Origin of the sequence: Kribbella sp. NBC_00359 (assembly GCF_036097425.1) — a bacterium.
Taxonomy (GTDB): domain Bacteria; phylum Actinomycetota; class Actinomycetes; order Propionibacteriales; family Kribbellaceae; genus Kribbella.
In genome coordinates, this window is sequence record NZ_CP107975.1 from 3,472,831 (window position 1) to 3,489,693 (window position 16,863).

Consider the following 16,863-nt stretch of genomic DNA (forward strand, 5'->3'; position numbering starts at 1 on the left):
CGAGATCAGGCGAGGCCGGCGGCCATCAGGGCCGAGGGGAGGTCGGGGGCGGCGAAGACGCGCAGGCCGTACTTGGCCTGCATGTCCATCGGCTTCAGGTCCTTGCCGCGGTTGGGGACGTCGGCGGGGACGATCGCCTTGGTGAAGCCCAGCCGGGCGGCTTCGGCCAGGCGCTTCTCGAGGCCGCCGACCCGACGGACCTCACCGGCCAGGCCGACCTCGCCGATCGCGATCAGGCCTGGATGGATCGGGCGGTCCATCACTGACGACGCGACCGCGATCGCGACGGCCAGGTCCGCGACCGGCTCGGTGATCTTCACGCCGCCGACGGTGGCGACATACACCTCTTGATCGGTCAGCTTGAGGCCGGCCCGATTGCCGAGTACGGCGAGGACCATCGCGACCCGGGACGACTCCAGCCCCGACGTGGTCCGGCGCGGCTGGGGAGCGGCCGACGGGCCGACCAGCGCCTGGACCTCGGCCAGCAGCGGCCGGCGGCCCTCCATCATCACCGTCACGCACGTCCCCGCGACCGGCTCGGCGTGCTCGGAGACGAACAGCCCGGTCGGGTCCGACACCTCGACGATCCCGGTGTCGACCATGTCGAAGCACCCGACCTCGTCCGACGGCCCGAATCGGTTCTTGGTCGCTCGCACCATCCGGAACCCGGAGTGCCGGTCGCCGTCGAACGCGAGCACGACGTCGACCAGGTGCTCGAGCATCCGCGGCCCCGCGATCGCGCCGTCCTTGGTCACGTGTCCGACCAGAACGACGGCGATGTGCCGCTCCTTGGCCAGCCGCACCAGTGCTCCGGTGACCTCGCGGACCTGCGTCACCCCGCCGGGCGCGCCGTCGACCTCCGGATGCGCCATGGTCTGCACCGAGTCGATCACCAGGAACGACGGATCCACGGCGTCGACCTGCCCGACCACCGCGCCCAGGTCGGTCTCGGCCGCGAGATACAGCTCGTCGACGAGCGCGTCGGTCCGCCCGGCGCGCAGCCGCACCTGGGCGGCCGACTCCTCACCCGAGACGTAGAGCGTGCGTTGACCGCGCCGGGCCGACTGTGCCGCGACCTCGAGCAACAGCGTCGACTTCCCGACGCCGGGCTCACCCGCGAGCAGGATCACCGCCCCGGGTACGACGCCGCCGCCGAGGACCCGGTCGAGCTCGGCGATGCCGGTCGGACGGGACTCGGCCTCGATCGCGGACACCTTGGCGATCGGCATCGCGGGCGACGACACCGGGCCCGCGGTGATCCGGGCGGCCTTCGGCGCTCCGACCTCGGCGACCGTGCCCCACGCCTGGCATTCACCGCACCGGCCGATCCAGCGCGGCGCCGTCCAGCCACACTCCGAACACGCGAACGACGTTGCCTTGCTCTTGGTCTGCCCCGCCGTCTTCGCCATGCCCAACAACCTAAGCGAAACCGCCGACAAATCCCGTCAACGGGCGAAGTGGTTGCGGATGCGCTCGAGGCTGCGGGTGAGCCAGCCGACGGCGACGCGGTGCCCGGCGTCCTCGGCGACCACCGGCGGGGCGGCGATCTCCCGTGCGGCCTCGAGGTATCTCGCCAGGATCTCGCTCTCCGACGTTCGCAACAGCGCACTCTGCTCGAGCAACTCACGCGCGGAGCGCAGCCGGCCGGCCGCGACCTCCGCCGAGCCCAGGTGCTGAAGACATCGCGCGCGGCCTTCGTGTTCGCCGACCTCGGCGTAGAGGTGTTCGGCGTGCTGCCACCAGCGCTTCGCCTCGTGCGGACTGCGCTGCATCCACGCCGCCACGCCAGTGAGTTCGAGGGCATGCGCCTGACCGCTGATGTCGCCCGCCGCGGTCGCGCGGGCCACGGCCGGCCGAAGCTGATCCAGCGCACCCTCCGGGTCCTGCTGGTACAGCTGCACGATCGCGCGGTTGATGTAGATCGCGACCTCGGCGGCCAGGTCGGGACCCGGGCGGCTCAGCCGTGCGTCGTCCAAGCGGTCACGCGCATTCAGTACGGCCTCGTCGCGGTCGTTGCCTGCTGGCGCCAATTCGGCCCGGGCCAGGTGGAGGAGCGCCCGCTCGACCTGCCTGCGAGTCGTCAGAGCGGCCGCGGTCCGAGTGTGCGTCGCCACGTTGTCCGAGACGCCGAGCCGAGTGCTCGCTGCTTCCAGATCGCCCATCAGCCGGTGCGCCGTTGCAGCGCGGGCGGCGGCGAGTTCCGCCAGGTCACGGCGCCCACAGGCGTCCGCGACGGCGCTCAGAAACTCACTCAGCTCCAGCAATGCAGCCGGTTCGGAGCGGCGGAGGTACCAGACCTCGAGAGCGTCACAGATCCGGGCCAGGTCATCGGCCGTCTCGTCGCGCGGCTTCTCCGTGAGAAGTACCTCGCGCAGTTGCGGTTCGTTCATCGAGTACCACTCGGCCGCGGCCATCCCACCGGCATCGGACCCGAGCGCGATCATCCACTGCTCGGCCTCTTCGGCCGCCGCATGGAGCTCGGGCGCGGCGATCGGCGCGTGAACGCCGTACCGCCGGCGTCGATAGGCCTGGAGTGCGGCCGGCGCGTTGTAGATCGCCCAGATCAGCAAGAGGATGACGGCCACGGCGACGCCGACGATGCGCACCCAGCCGGTCGCACTGAAGCTCTGCGACCACCCGTCGGTCAGGAGCCCGGTCAGCAGGCCGGATGCGAGTCCACTGATCCCGAAGACGCGTCCGCGTCGCCCCGTCCGCGGCGGCTTCTCCTCCGGAGAAGGCCGGCGCTCCTCGTCAGCGCTCATGGCCTGCTCCCAGCGGTCAGCCCGCGCACGACGGTCTGCCAGAACGACAACATCAGCACAGCCGGCACGACAGAGGCGACCACAGCTGCAGCGGCCACGGTTCCACTCGACGCCGAGAACTGCCGCGCCTCACCCCACAACACCAGCGACAACGGCGTCGTACCTGGGCCACTGATCAGGAAGCCGACGATGAAGTCGTTCCAAACCAGGGCAAACTCCAGCACCGCGACAGCAACCAGTGCGGGGCGATACGTCCGCTGCACAGTCGCGAGTACGGCGCTCTGCCGCGCAGGACCCTGCAGTGCCTCAGACACCAACGCCGGTGGAGCCGATGCGAAAGCGGACCGCAGCAACAGCACAGCGAACGGCAGACCGGCGGCCGCATGCACCAGCGCCAGTGCGATCCGCGATCCCGCCAACCCAGCACCACCGATCGCATCCCGCAGCGGAGCTGCATACATCTGCACAGGAGTCACTGCCAGCACCACAAAGGCGGACATCACCACCCGGCCCAGCCACTGCGGCAAACCGCCCCACGCGACCAGATAAGCCGTCGGTACGGCGATCACCAGCAGGACAACCGTGGCTGCACCGGCGATGAGCACTGTGGACAGCAAAGCCCGGAACAGCCCGATATTCGCAGCTGCCGCGAACGACGAGAACCCCAGTCCCGAAAGGGACCACCAACCTCGCAGCCCCGCCTCCCGCGGTGAGTGCAGTGCAGTCGCGACGAGCACCACCGCGGGGAAGATCCACACCAGGCTCACTGCGAACCCGACCGTCCACCCGATCCGTCGTACCCGCTTGCTCGGCCTCGGCCGGCCCAGCGACGGGTCGGGCGGCACGACCGTGATGGGCATGGCCCACCGACGCCGTCGCAGTCCACGGACGCCGATCACGCCGACCGCGGCCACGATGGCGAACAGCACCACGCCGAGCGCCGCCGTCCGTCCGGAGTCGTCGCCGGTCGTGGTCGCACGCCACCAGTTCAGACCGAGCACATCCGCGGACCGCTGCATCGAACCCGGTACGACGATCAGCACGAGGTCGAACACCCGGACAGCCGCGATCACCAGGGTCAGCGTGATCACACCGGTGATCGGTCGCAGCAGTGGGATCTCCAGCGCCCGTAGCCGCCGCCACCCGGTCACTCCTTCGGCAGCGATGGTCCGGGTCACGTCGTCGGGGATACCGTCCAGGCCGGCGCGGAACAGCGACACGACGTACCCGAGCCAGGTCCAGCCGAAGGCGGACACCAGCACGAGCCAGAACAGACCAGGGCCCAGCCACACCGGACTCGACCCGAACAGTCGCGTCCAGACCGCTGTCACGGTCCCACGCTCCGGCGTCGGATCGAAGATCAGCCGGAACGTCGCACCGGACACGAGCACCGACACCGCGAACGGGATCACCAGTGCGGGCTGCAGGAACGACGTGAGTGCGGGCAGCCGATAACTCAACAGGGCAAGGAAGAACCCGACCGCGACGAGTCCGAAGGCGACCAGCACCCAGAGCAGACTGTTGCCCACGGCACGCAATGCGCCGGGGTCGCCCATCACCGCGAAGTTGCCGAAACCGAGGCCGCCCGGCGTCCGGAACGCCGCGACCACCGTCACGCCGATCGGTATCAGCAGCAGACAGCTCAGCAGGAGGGCCGGCAAGCCCAGCAGGTACGGTCCGGCCGGCCGGCGCGGCTTTCCCGGTACCGGCCGGCCGCTCACCTCCCGGCCGACGACCTCGAGCGACAGGCCGTTCGTCTGCAGGCCCATCAGCCCTCCACCTCCCGCAGTTCGCTCATCGCTGCGTCGACAGCCTCGGTTACGGCGGCAGCCCCGCGGCCACCGATCCGGGTCAGGAAGTCGGTGAGGACACGCCACAGTCCGTTGATGTCACCGAGCCGTCCAAGCAGGTCGGACAGATCGAACTGCAATTGCTCGCCCCGACGGGTCAGCTGTTCGGCCAGCCGGGTTAGCTCGGGGGAGTAGCCCGACACCCGTCCGTCGACCAGGAATCCACCCTCCTTGATCCACGGGTCCGCGGCGGTTGGAGCGGCCAGCCGCCGGACCAGATCGCGCGCGTCCTCGGTGGTCGGCTTCGGCAACACCATGACGTCCCCACCGACGACCACGGGCGCAGCCGCGCCGGGTTCCAGGGGTGGGAAGGTGAAGACGCCGATGTCGTCCGGGTCTGCGGCGAACGACCGTACGACCGGCTCGGCGAAGTCGGATGCGAGCACCATGGCTGCTCTGCGGTGCCCGAACACCTCCACCACGGCATCGGGGAACTGCTGCACGAGCGAGCGCTTCACGCCCCCGGCCAGCGCATCAGGAGCCGACCACATCGTCCCCAGCAACCGCAGCGCAGCGGCGAACTGCGGCTGCCGGGACGGACGCGGATCGGCAGCCATCGCAAGTCCTGCATAGACAGCCGGCGCTATGCCCAGCAGCACGTTCTCCAAGAAGTCGGTCAGCACCCAGCCATCACCAGCAGCCAAGGACAAAGGCGTGACGCCGGCCTGCGTCAAGGTCCGGTTGAGGTCCAGCCAGTCCGCCCACAGTCGCGGAGGTTGTACGCCGACCTGCTGGAACACCGAGGGCCGGTACCAGACCGCCGACTTGTGCGCTGTCTTGAAAGGCACGCCGTACGTCGTTCCGTCGTGCACCAACTGCTCTTTCCACAAGCGGGCCCGGCCGAGGTCGGCGAGGTCGTCGGGGATGGGCTCGAGGTCGTGGAGATGCCGGGGGACCAGACCGGGCTGCGGCAGCATCACGATGTCCGGCCGGCGCGTGGACCGGGCGCCGAACGCCGTGGAGATGTCGTCGCCGAGCGGTACGACCTCCACGGGGTACTCCAGCCCGCCGAGACCGTCGAGCACCTTGTGGAAGGCACGTAGCTCCTGACCGCTCCAGCTCACTGCGACCCGCACGCTACGGCGCAGTCCGAGCACATCGCTCGAACAGCCCGCGACCACCAGCGTGGCTGCGGCTCCCAGGAACGCTCGGCGACTACTCCGCATCGAGGAAACCCGCCGTACGCGCTGAATTGGTTGTGATGAGCAGGATCGCCGCCGACGAGAGATCCGGGTTGTGTTCGATGCGCAGTAGGGATCCCCAGGTCGGTAGGCCGTTCGCGTCCTCCAGCAGGATCACTCGCGGATAGGCGCCGAGTGCCCGGGCCACACCGGCCAGCCGGCGACGGCCCGGGGTGATCTCGTGCGGGTAGCGGTCCAGCACGTCCGCGAGACCGCACCGGCCGGCTTTGACCAGACTCTGTTCCTTCGCGGCCTGCTTGGTGACCGGGTGCGCGACCGTGTGCCCGTGGATCACGTTGTCGAGGACAGTCAGGTGCGGAAGCAGGCCACCCTCGGCGGGCACCAGCCGGACCGCGCCGCCGATCTTGACCACCGCGCCGTCCGGCGGATCCTCGGCACCGGTCACCAGATCGGCCAGCCGACGGCGGTCCACCGCGGCGGGGATCACCACGGCTCGCTGCTGACCTACGTCGATCCGAAGTCGGTCCGGCAACCCCGGCACGCGGTCGAGCAGCAGTCCGTCCATCCCTGGCTGGCGCCTCCCCAGAAGACCCGTCGAGTGGTTCGTCAACCCTATGGGCCCCCGAGGTCCGCCCGCAGCCGGGCCCGGGTGTCGTTTCAGAAGACGTTCAGAAGGTCTTGCTCCAGAGGTTGATCGCGTAGTCGACCTCGACACCCGAGTGGGACGCGATGATGCGGTCCGCGTCGGCCGGCTTGAACTCGATCCGGACCACCGCCTCGAGGTCCTCCCGCCGCTCGAACCGCCAGCCCATGTCCAGCGGCGTCCGCGTCCACCCGCGCTCGGTGAAGAACTTCTCCACGACCGCCGGCTTGATCATCGGGTACGCCGCACCGAACCAGCCACCGAACGTCGACCGGCTCGCGTCGTTGTCGATCACGAACGCGGTCCCGCCCCGCCGCATCACCCGGTCCAGTTCGGCCAGCCCGGGCTCACACCCGGGCCCGAAGAAGTACGCCCAGCGCGCGTGCATCACGTCGATCGAGGAGTCCGCCACGGGCAACCGCTGCGCCGTACCCTGTCGTACCTCGACGTTGGGCAATCCGCGCGTACGACGCCGGGCCGCGTCGGCCAGGGCACCATGCGGCTCGACCCCGATCACCCGGGCCGCGGTCTCCGCGAACCGAGGCAGGTGGAAGCCGGTCCCGCAGCCGATGTCGAGCACCGTCAGTCCGGCCCAGTCCCGGATCGCCCGCATGGCCGGCTCGATCACGCCGTCCGGATCCACCGCCCGGTTCTCGACCTCGTACACCTTCGGGTGCTGCCAGATGTTGGGACTCGGGATCCCACCGTCCGCAATGCTCACAGCGCTAGACCTTAGTTGCCGCCGGCAGCGGCCTGGTCGTGGCGGCGGCGAGGAGGGCGACGGGGATGAGCAACAGGCCGCAGAGGATGGCGAGCCAGTGGAAGCCGAAGTGGGCGAGGATCGGGCCGGCGGCGATGCCGGCGATGGAGGCGAGCGCGCCCATCATCAGGTCGGACAGGCCTTGAGCCGAGGTGCGGATGTCTGCCGGGACCGAGCGGGAGAGCAGTGTGGAACCCGCGACCAGGCACGCGGACCAACCGAGGCCCAACAAGGCCAGGGCGGCAGCTGTCAGGCCATGTGCGCCGTCGGGAGCCAGTGCGGCGACAGTCATGGCCATGGCGAGGGTTGCCAGGCCGATGCCGATAGTGGGGATCCGGCCGAGGCGATCTGCCAGCCATCCCATGACTGGAGACAGGGCGTACATGCCGGCCACGTGACCGCTGATGACGAAGCCGACGATGGTCAGCGAGGCTCCGTGATGCCTCAGGTGGACGGACGTCATCGACATGACCCCGACCATGACCGCGTGAGCGACCGCGATCGAGAGCAGTCCGAGGCGGGCATGGGGGATCGCCATCACACGCCGGAAGGTGGGCGCCAGCGGCTGCCGCTCCAATTTGTCTTGGGGCGTGGATTGGTGCAGCCGGCGCAGTCCGAACCACACCGTAGTCAGACTGAGCCCGAAGGCGACCACGGAGAAGACATACGGGCCGGCAAGAGCCAGGATGCCGATCGACGTGCCCACCGAGCCGCCGAGACCGGTCAGGTTGGGTCCGACGACAACGCCGATCGTGGTGGCCCAGACGACCAGCGACAGCGACCGAGCGACGCGTGTCGGGTCGGCTGAGTCGGTAGCGGCGTACCGGGACTGCAGGTTGGATGCCGAGCCGCTACCGAACAGGCAGCCGGCGACCAGGAGCAGTGCGAGCGAATCCAGCTGCGCCGCGACGATGCTGAGCACCGCACCGGTGGTGGCGATCAGATAACCGACCGTCAACGACACCCGCCGGCCACGCGACCGCGCGAGCCGAGCCAGCGGTACGGCGAGGATCGCGGCGCCCAGTGTGGTCGACGTGGCGACCAGTCCGGCCATCGACGTCGAGCCGGAGATGTTCTCGGCCAGCAGTCCGGCGACCGCGAACCCGCTCGCCACCGCGACGCCACCGAGCACATTGCTCGCCACCAGCACCCTCAAGGTCGTCCGCTGCAGCTCGGCGGGGCTCTGGTCGACAGTCACGGGCACACCTTCTCATCAACCTGACGGGGAAGCAGCTCGATTTGGTGTGTTCGGCGATGCTCTCAGTAGCCGGGTTACACGCATTTCCGAACGTGGACGTGCGCCGATCCGCGCTTATAGGATTGTCCTGACGTAATTCGACCCTGCTTTGGAGTCCGGATGCCTGACATCGCGATCGTCCCTGCCCCGCGTGAACTCACCGTCGAGGAGGGCCGGTGGATCAGCGCGGATCCCGGCGCCGAGGCGATCCGGGACGTGGTCGAGAACCTCGGTGAGACCGAGTACCGCATCGACGTGACCGCGGACGGCGCCCGGCTGTCGGCCGGCTCCGAGGACGCACTCCGGCACGCCGAGTCGACGTACGCGCAGTTGCTGGATGCCGCCGAGCCGGCCGAGGACGGCAAGGTCGCGGTGCCCGCGGTGCGGATCGCGGACGCGCCGAGGTTCGCCTGGCGCGGAATGATGCTCGACGTCGCCCGGCACTTCATGCCGAAGGACTTCGTGCTCAAGGTCATCGACGTGCTCGCCCTGCACCGGCTGAACACGCTGCACTTCCACCTCACCGACGACCAGGGCTGGCGGGTCGAGATCGAGGCCTACCCGCGGCTCACCGAGATCGGTGCCTGGCGCGACGAGACCATGGTCGGCAAGATGTCGCGCGGCCAGAAGGAGTTCGAGTACGACGGCAAGCGGCACGGCGGCTTCTACACCAAGGACGACCTGCGCGAGATCGTCGCGTACGCCGCCGAACGCGGGATCACCGTGGTCCCGGAGATCGACCTGCCGGGTCACATGCAGGCCGCGATCACGGCGTACCCGGAGCTCGGCAACAACCCGGACACCCAGCTCAGCGTCCGTCAGTACTGGGGTATCAGCGAAGACGTGCTGAACGTGAACGACGAGACCGTCGAGTTCGTCCGGACCGTGTTGCGCGAGGTGCTGGAGATCTTCCCCAGCCCGTACATCCACCTCGGTGGTGACGAGTGCCCGTCGGTGCAGTGGCGTGACTCGGAGGTGGCACAGAAGCGGCAGGCCGAGCTCGGGCTGACCGAGCCGGGGCAGCTGCAGGGCTGGTTCACCGAGCAGGTCGCGTCGGTGCTGGCCGAGGAGGGCCGCCGACTGGTCGGCTGGGACGAGATGGTCGAGACCGACTGCCCGAAGGACGCGGTCATCATGGCCTGGCGCAGCGCCCACCGCGGCGAGGTCGCGGTGAAGGCCGGTCACCAGACCGTCATGGCGCCGTGCGAGTCGGTGTACTTCGACTACTACCAGGGCGACCCGGCCACCGAGCCGCTGGCGATCGGCAACTTCATCCCGCTGGAGAAGGTCTACGACTTCGAGGTGATCCCGCCGTCGCTCACCGAGGAGGAGGCGGCGCTGATCGTCGGCACCCAGTGCCAGATCTGGACCGAGTACATGCCGGACGAGCAGCAGGTCGGCTACATGCTGCTGCCGCGGCTGTCCGCCTTCGCCGAGCGCGCCTGGGGTTCGCCCAGGACGTCGTACGACGAATTCCTCACCCGCCTGCGCCCGCACCTGACCCGGATCGAGAAGATCGGCGTCAACTACCGCCCGCTCGACTGAGGGGTAGACGGACTGGGTTCCCGGTGGCGACGATGGGTCGTCAGGAACCCAGTCCGTGGAGCGGAGGAGTCATGACCGCGGTGGGGCCGCTGGACGCGATGTTCTTGCTGGGGGAGACGCGCGAGCAACCGATGCACGTCGGCGGGCTGATGCTGTTCGAGTTGCCGGAAGGCGCTGGGCGGGATCATGTGTTTCCGGAGGGGTCGCGGGACTACACCTCGGGCCTGTACCACGACATGGTCGCGGCGCCGGCGGTCCACCCGCTGTTCGCCCGGCGGGTGCGGCGCCGGCCGCTCGACCTCGGCTACTGGTCGTGGGAGCAGGACGAGGACATCGACCTCGACTACCACGTGCGGCTGTCGGCCCTGCCGCGCCCAGGGCGGTTCCGGGAGTTGTTCGAGCTCACCAGCCGGCTGCACGGCACGCTGCTCGACCGGCACCGCCCGCTGTGGGAGACGTACCTGATCGAAGGCGTCGAAGGCCGCCGCTTCGCCATGTACACCAAGATTCACCACTCGATGATCGACGGCGTGACAGCGCTCCGTTGGATGCAGGACACCCTGACCTCGGACCCGGCGCGGACCGGGATGCCGGCGACCTTCGCCCTGCCGGTGTCAGCGGCCGAGCCGGCCAACAGCGCTGACGGGTTGCTGACGACGGTCGGCCGCATCCCGGGAAATGCGGGCAGAGTACTGGCCGGCGTCGCCGGCCTCACACCCCTCGGGTTGAAGAGCTTGGTGCGTTCGTCGGTGCCACTGCGGGCGCCGCGGACGATCCTCAACCAGTCGATCACCGGGTCGCGGCGGTTCGCGGCGCAGTCCTGGCCGGTCGAGCGGTTGGAGAAGGTGCGGGCGATCACCGGCGCGACGCTGAACGACGTGATGCTGGCGATGTGTTCAGGGGCCCTGCGCAACTATCTGCTCGAGCTGAGCGCCCTTCCGGACCGGGCGTTGACGGCCATGGTCCCGGTGTCGCTGCGCGGCACGCCCGACGCCCCCGGTGGCGGCAACTCGTTGAGCACGCTGATCGCCGACCTCGCCACCGACGAGCGGGATCCGGAGCGCCGGATCCGCCGGATCATGGCGTCCACCACGTATGCCAAGGGCGTGTTGTCCGAGCTCAGCCCGTTGCAGCGGCTGCTGCTCGGAGCCCTCGGCTTCGGTGTCGCCGGTCCCGCCGCGGTCCTCCCCGGAGTCGCCGGCCGGACGAGGCCGCCGTACAACGTGGTGATCTCCAACGTGCCGGGCCCGAGCGAGAGTCCGCTGTACTGGAACGGGTCGCGGCTGCTCGGGATGTATCCGGCGAGCATCGTGCTCAACGGCCAGGCGCTCAACATCAGCGTCACCAGCTACGACCACCAGCTCCACTTCGGGCTGGTCGGCTGCCGCCGTACGGTGCCGCACCTGCAGCGGCTGCTGACCCACCTCGAGACGTCGCTCTCCGACCTCGAGAGCATCCACTAGGACTACAGCCGGACGATCCCGTTCGGGGTGTCGAAGAGGGCGGCGTTGAGGCCGGGCTGGCCGTTCGGGCCGACCCACGCGACGTCGAGGTCGTCGAGCAGGTGGTCGGCGGGGTGGCCGATCCAGTCGGTGACGCGGGCCGGGTCGCCGGCGATCTCGAGCGCGGTCAGCTTGACGCCCTTGCCGCCGGTCGACGGGTGCTGGCTGAGGTCGTCCCAGTGCACGAAGAACGGCAGCTGCGGGTCGGCCATCAGGCCCTTCACGCCGATCTGCCGCCAGGTCAGGTTCACCCCGTCGGGCCGGTGCCGGTTGCCGGGCACCGCCGGCCGGCCGAGGCGCTTCTCCATCCGCTCCATGTCGCGGACCGCCACCACCCAGCCGAGCCAGCCGCCGCCGAGCTCCTTGCGGGCGCGGACCGCCTGACCGAACGGTGCCTTGTCGGAGGCCGGGTGGTCGAGGACGTCGACCACCTCGATGTAGCGATCGTTCTCCAGCGGGAGGATGTGGTTCACCGTGCCGAAGCGCGGGTGCACACCGCCGTCGACGAACTCCGCTCCGAGCAGCGCGGACAACCGCTCGACAGTCGCGCGGCACCCATCCGGTCCGCACGCGTACGACAGATGATCCAGACGCATGGCAGTCATTCTGTCCTCACCCACCGACAATCGCCGCATCCGGGGTGTCGGACTAGGGTCTAGCCATGCGTACGGTCGTTATCGGAGGAACCGGTCATATCGGCACCTACCTGGTCCCCGCGCTGGTGCGCCTCGGGCATGAGGTCACGGTGCTCAGTCGCGGCGAGCGCTCGCCGTACCAGTCCGACAGGGCTTGGCGGAAGGTCGAGCTCGTCCAGGTCGACCGGCAGGCCGAGGATGCGGCCGGGACGTTCGGGCAGCGGGTCGCCGAGCTGCGGCCGGACGTGGTGATCGACCTGATCTGCTTCACCGAGGACAGTGCGCGTCAGCTCGTCGAGGCAGTGCAAGGAAAGATCCAGCACCTGCTGCACTGCGGCACGATCTGGGTGCACGGCCCGAGCATGACGGTGCCGACCCGGGAGGACGCACCACGCCGACCCTTCGGTGACTACGGCGTACAGAAGGCGGCGATCGAGGCCTACCTGCTCGGCAAGGCTCGCCGCGACGGGCTGCCGGCCACGATCATCCACCCCGGTCACATCTGCGGTCCCGGCTGGACGCCGGTCAACCCGGCCGGCAACTTCGACCTCGGCGTGTACGAGAAGCTTGCCCACGGCCATGACGTGCTGCTGCCGAACCTCGGCCTTGAGACGCTCAACCCGGTCCACGCCGCCGACGTCGCGGGCGTCTTCCTGGCCGCGATCGCGAGCCGCTCGACCGCGATCGGCGAGAGCTTCCACGCGGTCGCCGACGGCGCGGTGACACTGCGTGGGTATGCGTACGCCGTCGCCGACTGGTTCGGTCAGGAGGCGCAGCTCGGGCTCCTGCCGTACGGCGAGTGGCGGGAGAAGGTGCCGGAACGGGACGCGGCCGCCACCTGGGATCACATCGAGCACAGCCCGAACTGCTCGATGGAGAAGGCGGCGCGGCTCCTCGGCTTCCGGCCGCGCTACACCGCGCTCGAAGCCACCCTCGAAGCGATCGGCTGGCTCGTCGACAACGGGAAGATCGCTACTTAGAGGCAGGGTGCGGCAGCAGCGGCCGGGCTGCTTCTAGGTGCTGACGGCAGAGTTCCGCGAGTACGTCGTACGCCTTGTGGCCCATCAGGGTCTGGAGCTCGACCTTGCTGGACTCGAAGACGGCCTCGACACCGATGTGCGCCTCGGTGTTGCCGGTGCAGTACCAGTCCAGGTCGTGACCGCCCGGCCCCCAGCCGCGCCGGTCGTACTCACCGATGCCGACCTCGGTGTACGTCGTGCCGTCCGGGCGCTCGACCTCGCGGAAGGTACGGCGGATCGGCAGCTGCCAGCAGACATCCGGCTTGGTCTCGACGAAGTGGATGCCGCGCTTGAGCGCCAGCCCGTGCAGCGCGCAGCCGCCGCCACCGGGGAAGTCCGGGCGGTTCAGGAAGATGCAGGCGCCCTCCCAGACCCGGGTCTTGCGGTCGCCCTCGTCGTCGGTCTCGACCCAGCCGTTCTTCCGGCCCTCCTTGCGGAACTGCCAGTCGTCCTTGGTCAGGTCCTTGACGTAGCTCTTGACCCGCTTCTCGTCGTCGGAGTCGGAGAAGTGCGCGCCGAGGGTGCAGCAGCCGTCGTTCGGTCTGCCCTTGTAGATGCCCTTGCAACCACCGCCGAAGATGCAGGTCCAGTTGGACGCCAGCCAGGTCAGGTCGCAACGGAAGACCTGGTCGGGATCGTCGGGATCGGTGAACTCGACCCACGCGCGGGGAAAATCGAGAGAAACCTCAGGCACCTGGAAAGCGTACGCGCCCGAGCCCCGCAACTGTGAACGCCGGCTCCCGGAACACGCCGGTACGCCGGGAGTCCAGTAGCGTGAGGGTATGCGGCTCGGCGTACTCGACGTGGGATCCAACACCGTCCACCTGCTCGTGGTGGACGCACACCGCGGTGCCGCGCCGTACCCGGCGTACTCGCACAAGACCGAACTGCGGCTCGCCGAGCACCTGGACAAGGACGGCAAGATCGCGCAGTCCGGCTCCGACGGGCTGGTCTCGTTCGTCAAGGAAGCCTCCGAGCTGGCCGAGGACAAGGGCTGTGAGTCGGTCCTCGCGTTCGCCACCTCGGCGCTGCGCGAGGCGCCGAACGGCGAGAAGGTGCTGGATCGGGTCCGCACCGAGACCGAGATCGACCTGCAGGTGCTGAGCGGCGAGGACGAGGCCCGCCTGACCTTCCTGGCGGTACGGCGCTGGTTCGGCTGGTCCTCGGGTCGCCTGGCGGTGTTCGACATCGGTGGTGGGTCGCTGGAGATCGCGGCCGGGTCCGACGAGGAGGCGACGATCGCCGTCTCGGTGCCGCTCGGCGCCGGCCGGCTGACCCGCGAGGGACTGACGGCCGACCCGCCGGACAAGGACCAGGTCCGGACGCTGCGGAAGCGGATCCGGATGGAGATGGCCGCGGTCGCCGGTCCGGTGCTGCGGGCCGGTAAGCCGCAGCGTTCGGTCGCCACCAGCAAGACGTTCCGCTCGCTGGCCCGGATCTGCGGTGCGGCGCCATCGGACGACGGACCGTACGTGCCCCGCGGCCTGGACCGGGACGCCCTGGCCGAGTGGGTGCCGAGGCTGACCAAGATGTCCGCCGCCGAGCGGGCCGACCTGCCCGGGGTGTCGGTCGGCCGGTCCTCGCAGCTGCTCGCCGGTGCGTTGGTCGCCGACGCGGTGATGGACCTGTTCAACCTGCCCGCGCTCGAGGTCTGCCCCTGGGCGCTGCGCGAAGGCGTCATCTTGTCCCGGCTCGACCAGCTGCAACCCCGATAGGCTCCCGATGACTACCAGCAAGACCGCGCGGATCGGCCTGTCCACTGCGTCCGTGTACCCCGAGTCGACCGCCAGCGGATTCGAGCTCGCCAGCCGGCTCGGGTACGACGGTGTCGAGGTGATGGTCGGCATCGATCCCCTGAGCACCCAGATCGACGCGATCCAGCGGCTGGTCGACTACCACCAGCTCCCGGTCCTCGCGATCCACGCGCCCTGCCTGCTGATCACGCAGCGGGTCTGGGGGACCGATCCGTGGGGCAAGCTCGAGCGCAGCGCCGAGGCCGCGAAGGACCTCGGCGCCGACGTGGTCGTCGTCCACCCGCCGTTCCGCTGGCAGCGCGACTACGCGCGCGGATTCGTCGAGGGGATCGCCCGGCTCGAGGCGGAGACCGGCGTGATCTTCGCGGTCGAGAACATGTACCCGTGGCGCGCGCCCGGCAAGGGCCTGCAGGCGTACGCCCCGAGCTGGGACCCGACCGAGCAGAGCTACGCCCACACCACGCTGGACCTGTCGCACTCGTCGACCGCGGAGCAGGACTGCGTCGAGCTCGCCGCGACGATGGGCAAGACCCTCAAGCACATCCACCTCACCGACGGGACCGGCTCCGCGAAGGACGAGCACCTGGTGCCCGGCCGCGGCACGCAGCGCGCGGCGGATCTGCTCGCCGAGCTGGCCCATCAGGACTTCCGCGGTCACATCATCATCGAGATCAACACCCGGCGCGCGACCAGCCGGTCCGAGCGTGAGGTCGACCTGGTCGAGTCGCTCGAGTTCACCCGGAAACATTTCGCCCGCGGATCACGCCGTACGTCGTTCGCCGTCACCCCCGAAGGCGAGATCTCGGAACTGATCCCGTGAGCTCGCGGGCGGCGGGGAGCGGGCGGGCCGGCCGTCGGCCGGGCGGACCGGATACCCGCGGCGAGATCCTGGGAGCGGCCCGGAAGGCCTTTGCGGACAAGGGATTCAGCTCCACGTCGATCCGTGCGGTCGCCCGCGAGGCCGGGGTCGACGCGGCGCTGGTGCATCACTACTTCGACAGCAAGGACGAGCTGTTCATCGAGGCGATGGCCATCCCGGTCGACCCGCGCCAGATCGCCGCGGAAATCGTCGACGGACCGCGGGAGGAGATCGGCCGGCGGATCGCGACCGTGTTCCTCGGGATCTGGGAGTCGCCCGAGGGACAGCAGCGGATGACGGCGATCTTCCGCAGCGTGGTGACCAGTGACGAGGTGGCCCGGCTGATGCGTGAGGGCATCACGCAGATGATCATCCAGCCGATCTCGCGCACGCTCGACGTACCCGACGCGCACCTTCGCGTGAGCCTGGTCGCGACCCAGCTGATCGGCGTCGCGATGGCCCGCTACCTGGTCGGGCTCGAACCGGTCGCGTCCGTCGACCTCGCGACCCTGATCGACCGGCTGGCGCCCGTTCTCCAGCTCCACCTGACCGGCTGATGCGGATCCCCACCGACCGCGAGATCCACGCCCTGCATCGTGATCACGCGCCCACTCGCGAAGCCTTCGAGTCGGTGTATCCCCACTCCGTGATGGTTTGCCAGGTCGCCGAGCAGCTGTTCGTCGGTCTCGACGTCGACACCGACCTGATCCGGGCGGGCGCCCTGTTGCACGACATCGGGGTCTATCGGTTGTACGGCCCGACCGGCGAACTCAACACGGTCGACTACGTGCGGCACGGCGTACTCGGTCATGAACTGCTGGACGGCCTCGGCTTCGCCGAACCGATCTGCCGGTTCGCGTCCCGCCACACGGGCGTCGGCATCACGCGGGCCGACGTACTGCGCCAATCGCTGCCGATCCCGGTCGACGACTACATCCCGGCCTCCGCGGAAGAGGAGTTGGTGATGTACGCCGACAAGTTCCACAGCAAGCGCACTCCGCCGGTGTTTCTGACCGGGGACACCTATGCCGCGTCCGTCGGTCGCTGGGGTGCGGACAAGGTCACCGCCTTCGCTTCACTGCGGGCGAAGTACGGCGAACCCGTCCTGGGCTCGCTCAGCGAATCCACCGGTTACCCCGTCATCTGAAGGCTTGC

At 69.4% G+C, this 16,863-nt stretch carries 16 protein-coding genes; 7 read left to right on the top strand and 9 right to left on the bottom strand.

Annotated elements, in window-relative coordinates; all coding sequences use genetic code 11:
* Nucleotides 1–5: 5 nt before the first annotated feature.
* The 7 genes from radA to OG876_RS17005 form a co-directional block, all read right to left on the bottom strand.
* Entirely contained in the window at nucleotides 6–1,409 is a 1,404-nt protein-coding gene (radA, locus tag OG876_RS16975) for a DNA repair protein RadA (RefSeq protein ID WP_328525837.1), read from the bottom strand.
* Nucleotides 1,410–1,445: 36 nt separating this feature from the next.
* Nucleotides 1,446–2,762, bottom strand: coding sequence for a hypothetical protein (locus OG876_RS16980; RefSeq protein WP_328525838.1), 1,317 nt, complete (start codon nucleotides 2,760–2,762; stop codon nucleotides 1,446–1,448).
* Nucleotides 2,759–4,531, bottom strand: a complete 1,773-nt coding sequence (locus OG876_RS16985; protein WP_328525839.1) for an ABC transporter permease subunit — start codon at nucleotides 4,529–4,531, stop codon at nucleotides 2,759–2,761. Before OG876_RS16985 ends, OG876_RS16980 begins: the two co-directional genes overlap by 4 nt.
* Nucleotides 4,531–5,778, bottom strand: coding sequence for an ABC transporter substrate-binding protein (locus OG876_RS16990; RefSeq protein WP_328525840.1), 1,248 nt, complete (start codon nucleotides 5,776–5,778; stop codon nucleotides 4,531–4,533). The genes OG876_RS16985 and OG876_RS16990 overlap by 1 nt, the downstream gene beginning before the upstream one ends.
* Nucleotides 5,768–6,319, bottom strand: coding sequence for a hypothetical protein (locus tag OG876_RS16995; protein WP_328525841.1), 552 nt, complete (start codon nucleotides 6,317–6,319; stop codon nucleotides 5,768–5,770). Before OG876_RS16995 ends, OG876_RS16990 begins: the two co-directional genes overlap by 11 nt.
* A 103-nt stretch (nucleotides 6,320–6,422) precedes the next feature.
* Complete coding sequence (locus OG876_RS17000) at nucleotides 6,423–7,118, bottom strand: class I SAM-dependent methyltransferase (RefSeq protein WP_328525842.1); 696 nt, start codon at nucleotides 7,116–7,118, stop codon at nucleotides 6,423–6,425.
* A gap of 4 nt (nucleotides 7,119–7,122) precedes the next feature.
* Nucleotides 7,123–8,355, bottom strand: a complete 1,233-nt coding sequence (locus OG876_RS17005; protein ID WP_328525843.1) for an MFS transporter — start codon at nucleotides 8,353–8,355, stop codon at nucleotides 7,123–7,125.
* Between the two features lie 159 nt (nucleotides 8,356–8,514).
* On the opposite strand from OG876_RS17005, the gene OG876_RS17010 reads away from it, so the two are divergent.
* Together OG876_RS17010 and OG876_RS17015 are read left to right on the top strand one after the other, a co-directional pair.
* Nucleotides 8,515–9,939 (top strand): beta-N-acetylhexosaminidase, encoded by a 1,425-nt coding sequence (locus tag OG876_RS17010; protein ID WP_328525844.1) that lies wholly within the window; start codon nucleotides 8,515–8,517, stop codon nucleotides 9,937–9,939.
* A 71-nt stretch (nucleotides 9,940–10,010) separates the two neighbouring features.
* A complete protein-coding gene (locus OG876_RS17015) occupies nucleotides 10,011–11,402 on the top strand; it encodes a WS/DGAT/MGAT family O-acyltransferase (RefSeq protein ID WP_328525845.1) in 1,392 nt (463 codons plus the stop codon).
* Nucleotides 11,403–11,404: 2 nt separating this feature from the next.
* On the opposite strand, the gene OG876_RS17020 is transcribed toward OG876_RS17015, so the two are convergent.
* On the bottom strand, nucleotides 11,405–12,037 hold the full coding sequence (locus OG876_RS17020) for a VOC family protein (protein WP_328525846.1): 633 nt from the start codon (nucleotides 12,035–12,037) through the stop codon (nucleotides 11,405–11,407).
* Between the two features lie 65 nt (nucleotides 12,038–12,102).
* Here OG876_RS17020 and OG876_RS17025 point away from each other — a divergent pair, with 65 nt between their 5' ends.
* Entirely contained in the window at nucleotides 12,103–13,056 is a 954-nt protein-coding gene (locus OG876_RS17025; RefSeq protein WP_328525847.1) for an NAD-dependent epimerase/dehydratase family protein, read from the top strand.
* Here OG876_RS17025 and OG876_RS17030 read toward each other — a convergent pair.
* Nucleotides 13,049–13,789, bottom strand: a complete 741-nt coding sequence (locus OG876_RS17030) for a hypothetical protein (RefSeq protein ID WP_328525848.1) — start codon at nucleotides 13,787–13,789, stop codon at nucleotides 13,049–13,051. The two genes, OG876_RS17025 and OG876_RS17030, sit on opposite strands and share 8 nt — an antisense overlap.
* Before the next feature lie 88 nt (nucleotides 13,790–13,877).
* Between OG876_RS17030 and OG876_RS17035 the strand changes: the two genes are divergently transcribed.
* Genes OG876_RS17035 through OG876_RS17050 form a run of 4 tightly spaced genes read left to right on the top strand, consistent with a single transcriptional unit; the run spans nucleotide 13,878 to nucleotide 16,855 of the window.
* The gene (locus OG876_RS17035) at nucleotides 13,878–14,810 is read left to right on the top strand and encodes a Ppx/GppA phosphatase family protein (RefSeq protein ID WP_328525849.1); all 933 of its coding nucleotides are present in this window, start codon (nucleotides 13,878–13,880) and stop codon (nucleotides 14,808–14,810) included.
* Between the two features lie 7 nt (nucleotides 14,811–14,817).
* Nucleotides 14,818–15,669, top strand: coding sequence for a sugar phosphate isomerase/epimerase family protein (locus OG876_RS17040; protein ID WP_328525850.1), 852 nt, complete (start codon nucleotides 14,818–14,820; stop codon nucleotides 15,667–15,669).
* Nucleotides 15,666–16,265, top strand: coding sequence for a TetR/AcrR family transcriptional regulator (locus OG876_RS17045; protein WP_328525851.1), 600 nt, complete (start codon nucleotides 15,666–15,668; stop codon nucleotides 16,263–16,265). The genes OG876_RS17040 and OG876_RS17045 overlap by 4 nt, the downstream gene beginning before the upstream one ends.
* Nucleotides 16,265–16,855, top strand: coding sequence for an HDIG domain-containing metalloprotein (locus tag OG876_RS17050; protein WP_328525852.1), 591 nt, complete (start codon nucleotides 16,265–16,267; stop codon nucleotides 16,853–16,855). The genes OG876_RS17045 and OG876_RS17050 overlap by 1 nt, the downstream gene beginning before the upstream one ends.
* The last annotated feature ends 8 nt before the right edge of the window (nucleotides 16,856–16,863 follow it).

Bases quoted from the DNA above. Each gene is read 5' to 3' on its own strand.
- radA (WP_328525837.1), bottom strand. From the start codon at position 1,409: ATGGCGAAGACGGCGGGGCAGACCAAGAGCAAGGCAACGTCGTTCGCG.
- OG876_RS16980 (WP_328525838.1), bottom strand. From the start codon at position 2,762: ATGAGCGCTGACGAGGAGCGCCGGCCTTCTCCGGAGGAGAAGCCGCCG.
- OG876_RS16985 (WP_328525839.1), bottom strand. From the start codon at position 4,531: ATGGGCCTGCAGACGAACGGCCTGTCGCTCGAGGTCGTCGGCCGGGAG.
- OG876_RS16990 (WP_328525840.1), bottom strand. From the start codon at position 5,778: ATGCGGAGTAGTCGCCGAGCGTTCCTGGGAGCCGCAGCCACGCTGGTG.
- OG876_RS16995 (WP_328525841.1), bottom strand. From the start codon at position 6,319: ATGGACGGACTGCTGCTCGACCGCGTGCCGGGGTTGCCGGACCGACTT.
- OG876_RS17010 (WP_328525844.1), top strand. From the start codon at position 8,515: ATGCCTGACATCGCGATCGTCCCTGCCCCGCGTGAACTCACCGTCGAG.
- OG876_RS17015 (WP_328525845.1), top strand. From the start codon at position 10,011: ATGACCGCGGTGGGGCCGCTGGACGCGATGTTCTTGCTGGGGGAGACG.
- OG876_RS17020 (WP_328525846.1), bottom strand. From the start codon at position 12,037: ATGCGTCTGGATCATCTGTCGTACGCGTGCGGACCGGATGGGTGCCGC.
- OG876_RS17025 (WP_328525847.1), top strand. From the start codon at position 12,103: ATGCGTACGGTCGTTATCGGAGGAACCGGTCATATCGGCACCTACCTG.
- OG876_RS17035 (WP_328525849.1), top strand. From the start codon at position 13,878: ATGCGGCTCGGCGTACTCGACGTGGGATCCAACACCGTCCACCTGCTC.
- OG876_RS17040 (WP_328525850.1), top strand. From the start codon at position 14,818: ATGACTACCAGCAAGACCGCGCGGATCGGCCTGTCCACTGCGTCCGTG.
- OG876_RS17050 (WP_328525852.1), top strand. From the start codon at position 16,265: ATGCGGATCCCCACCGACCGCGAGATCCACGCCCTGCATCGTGATCAC.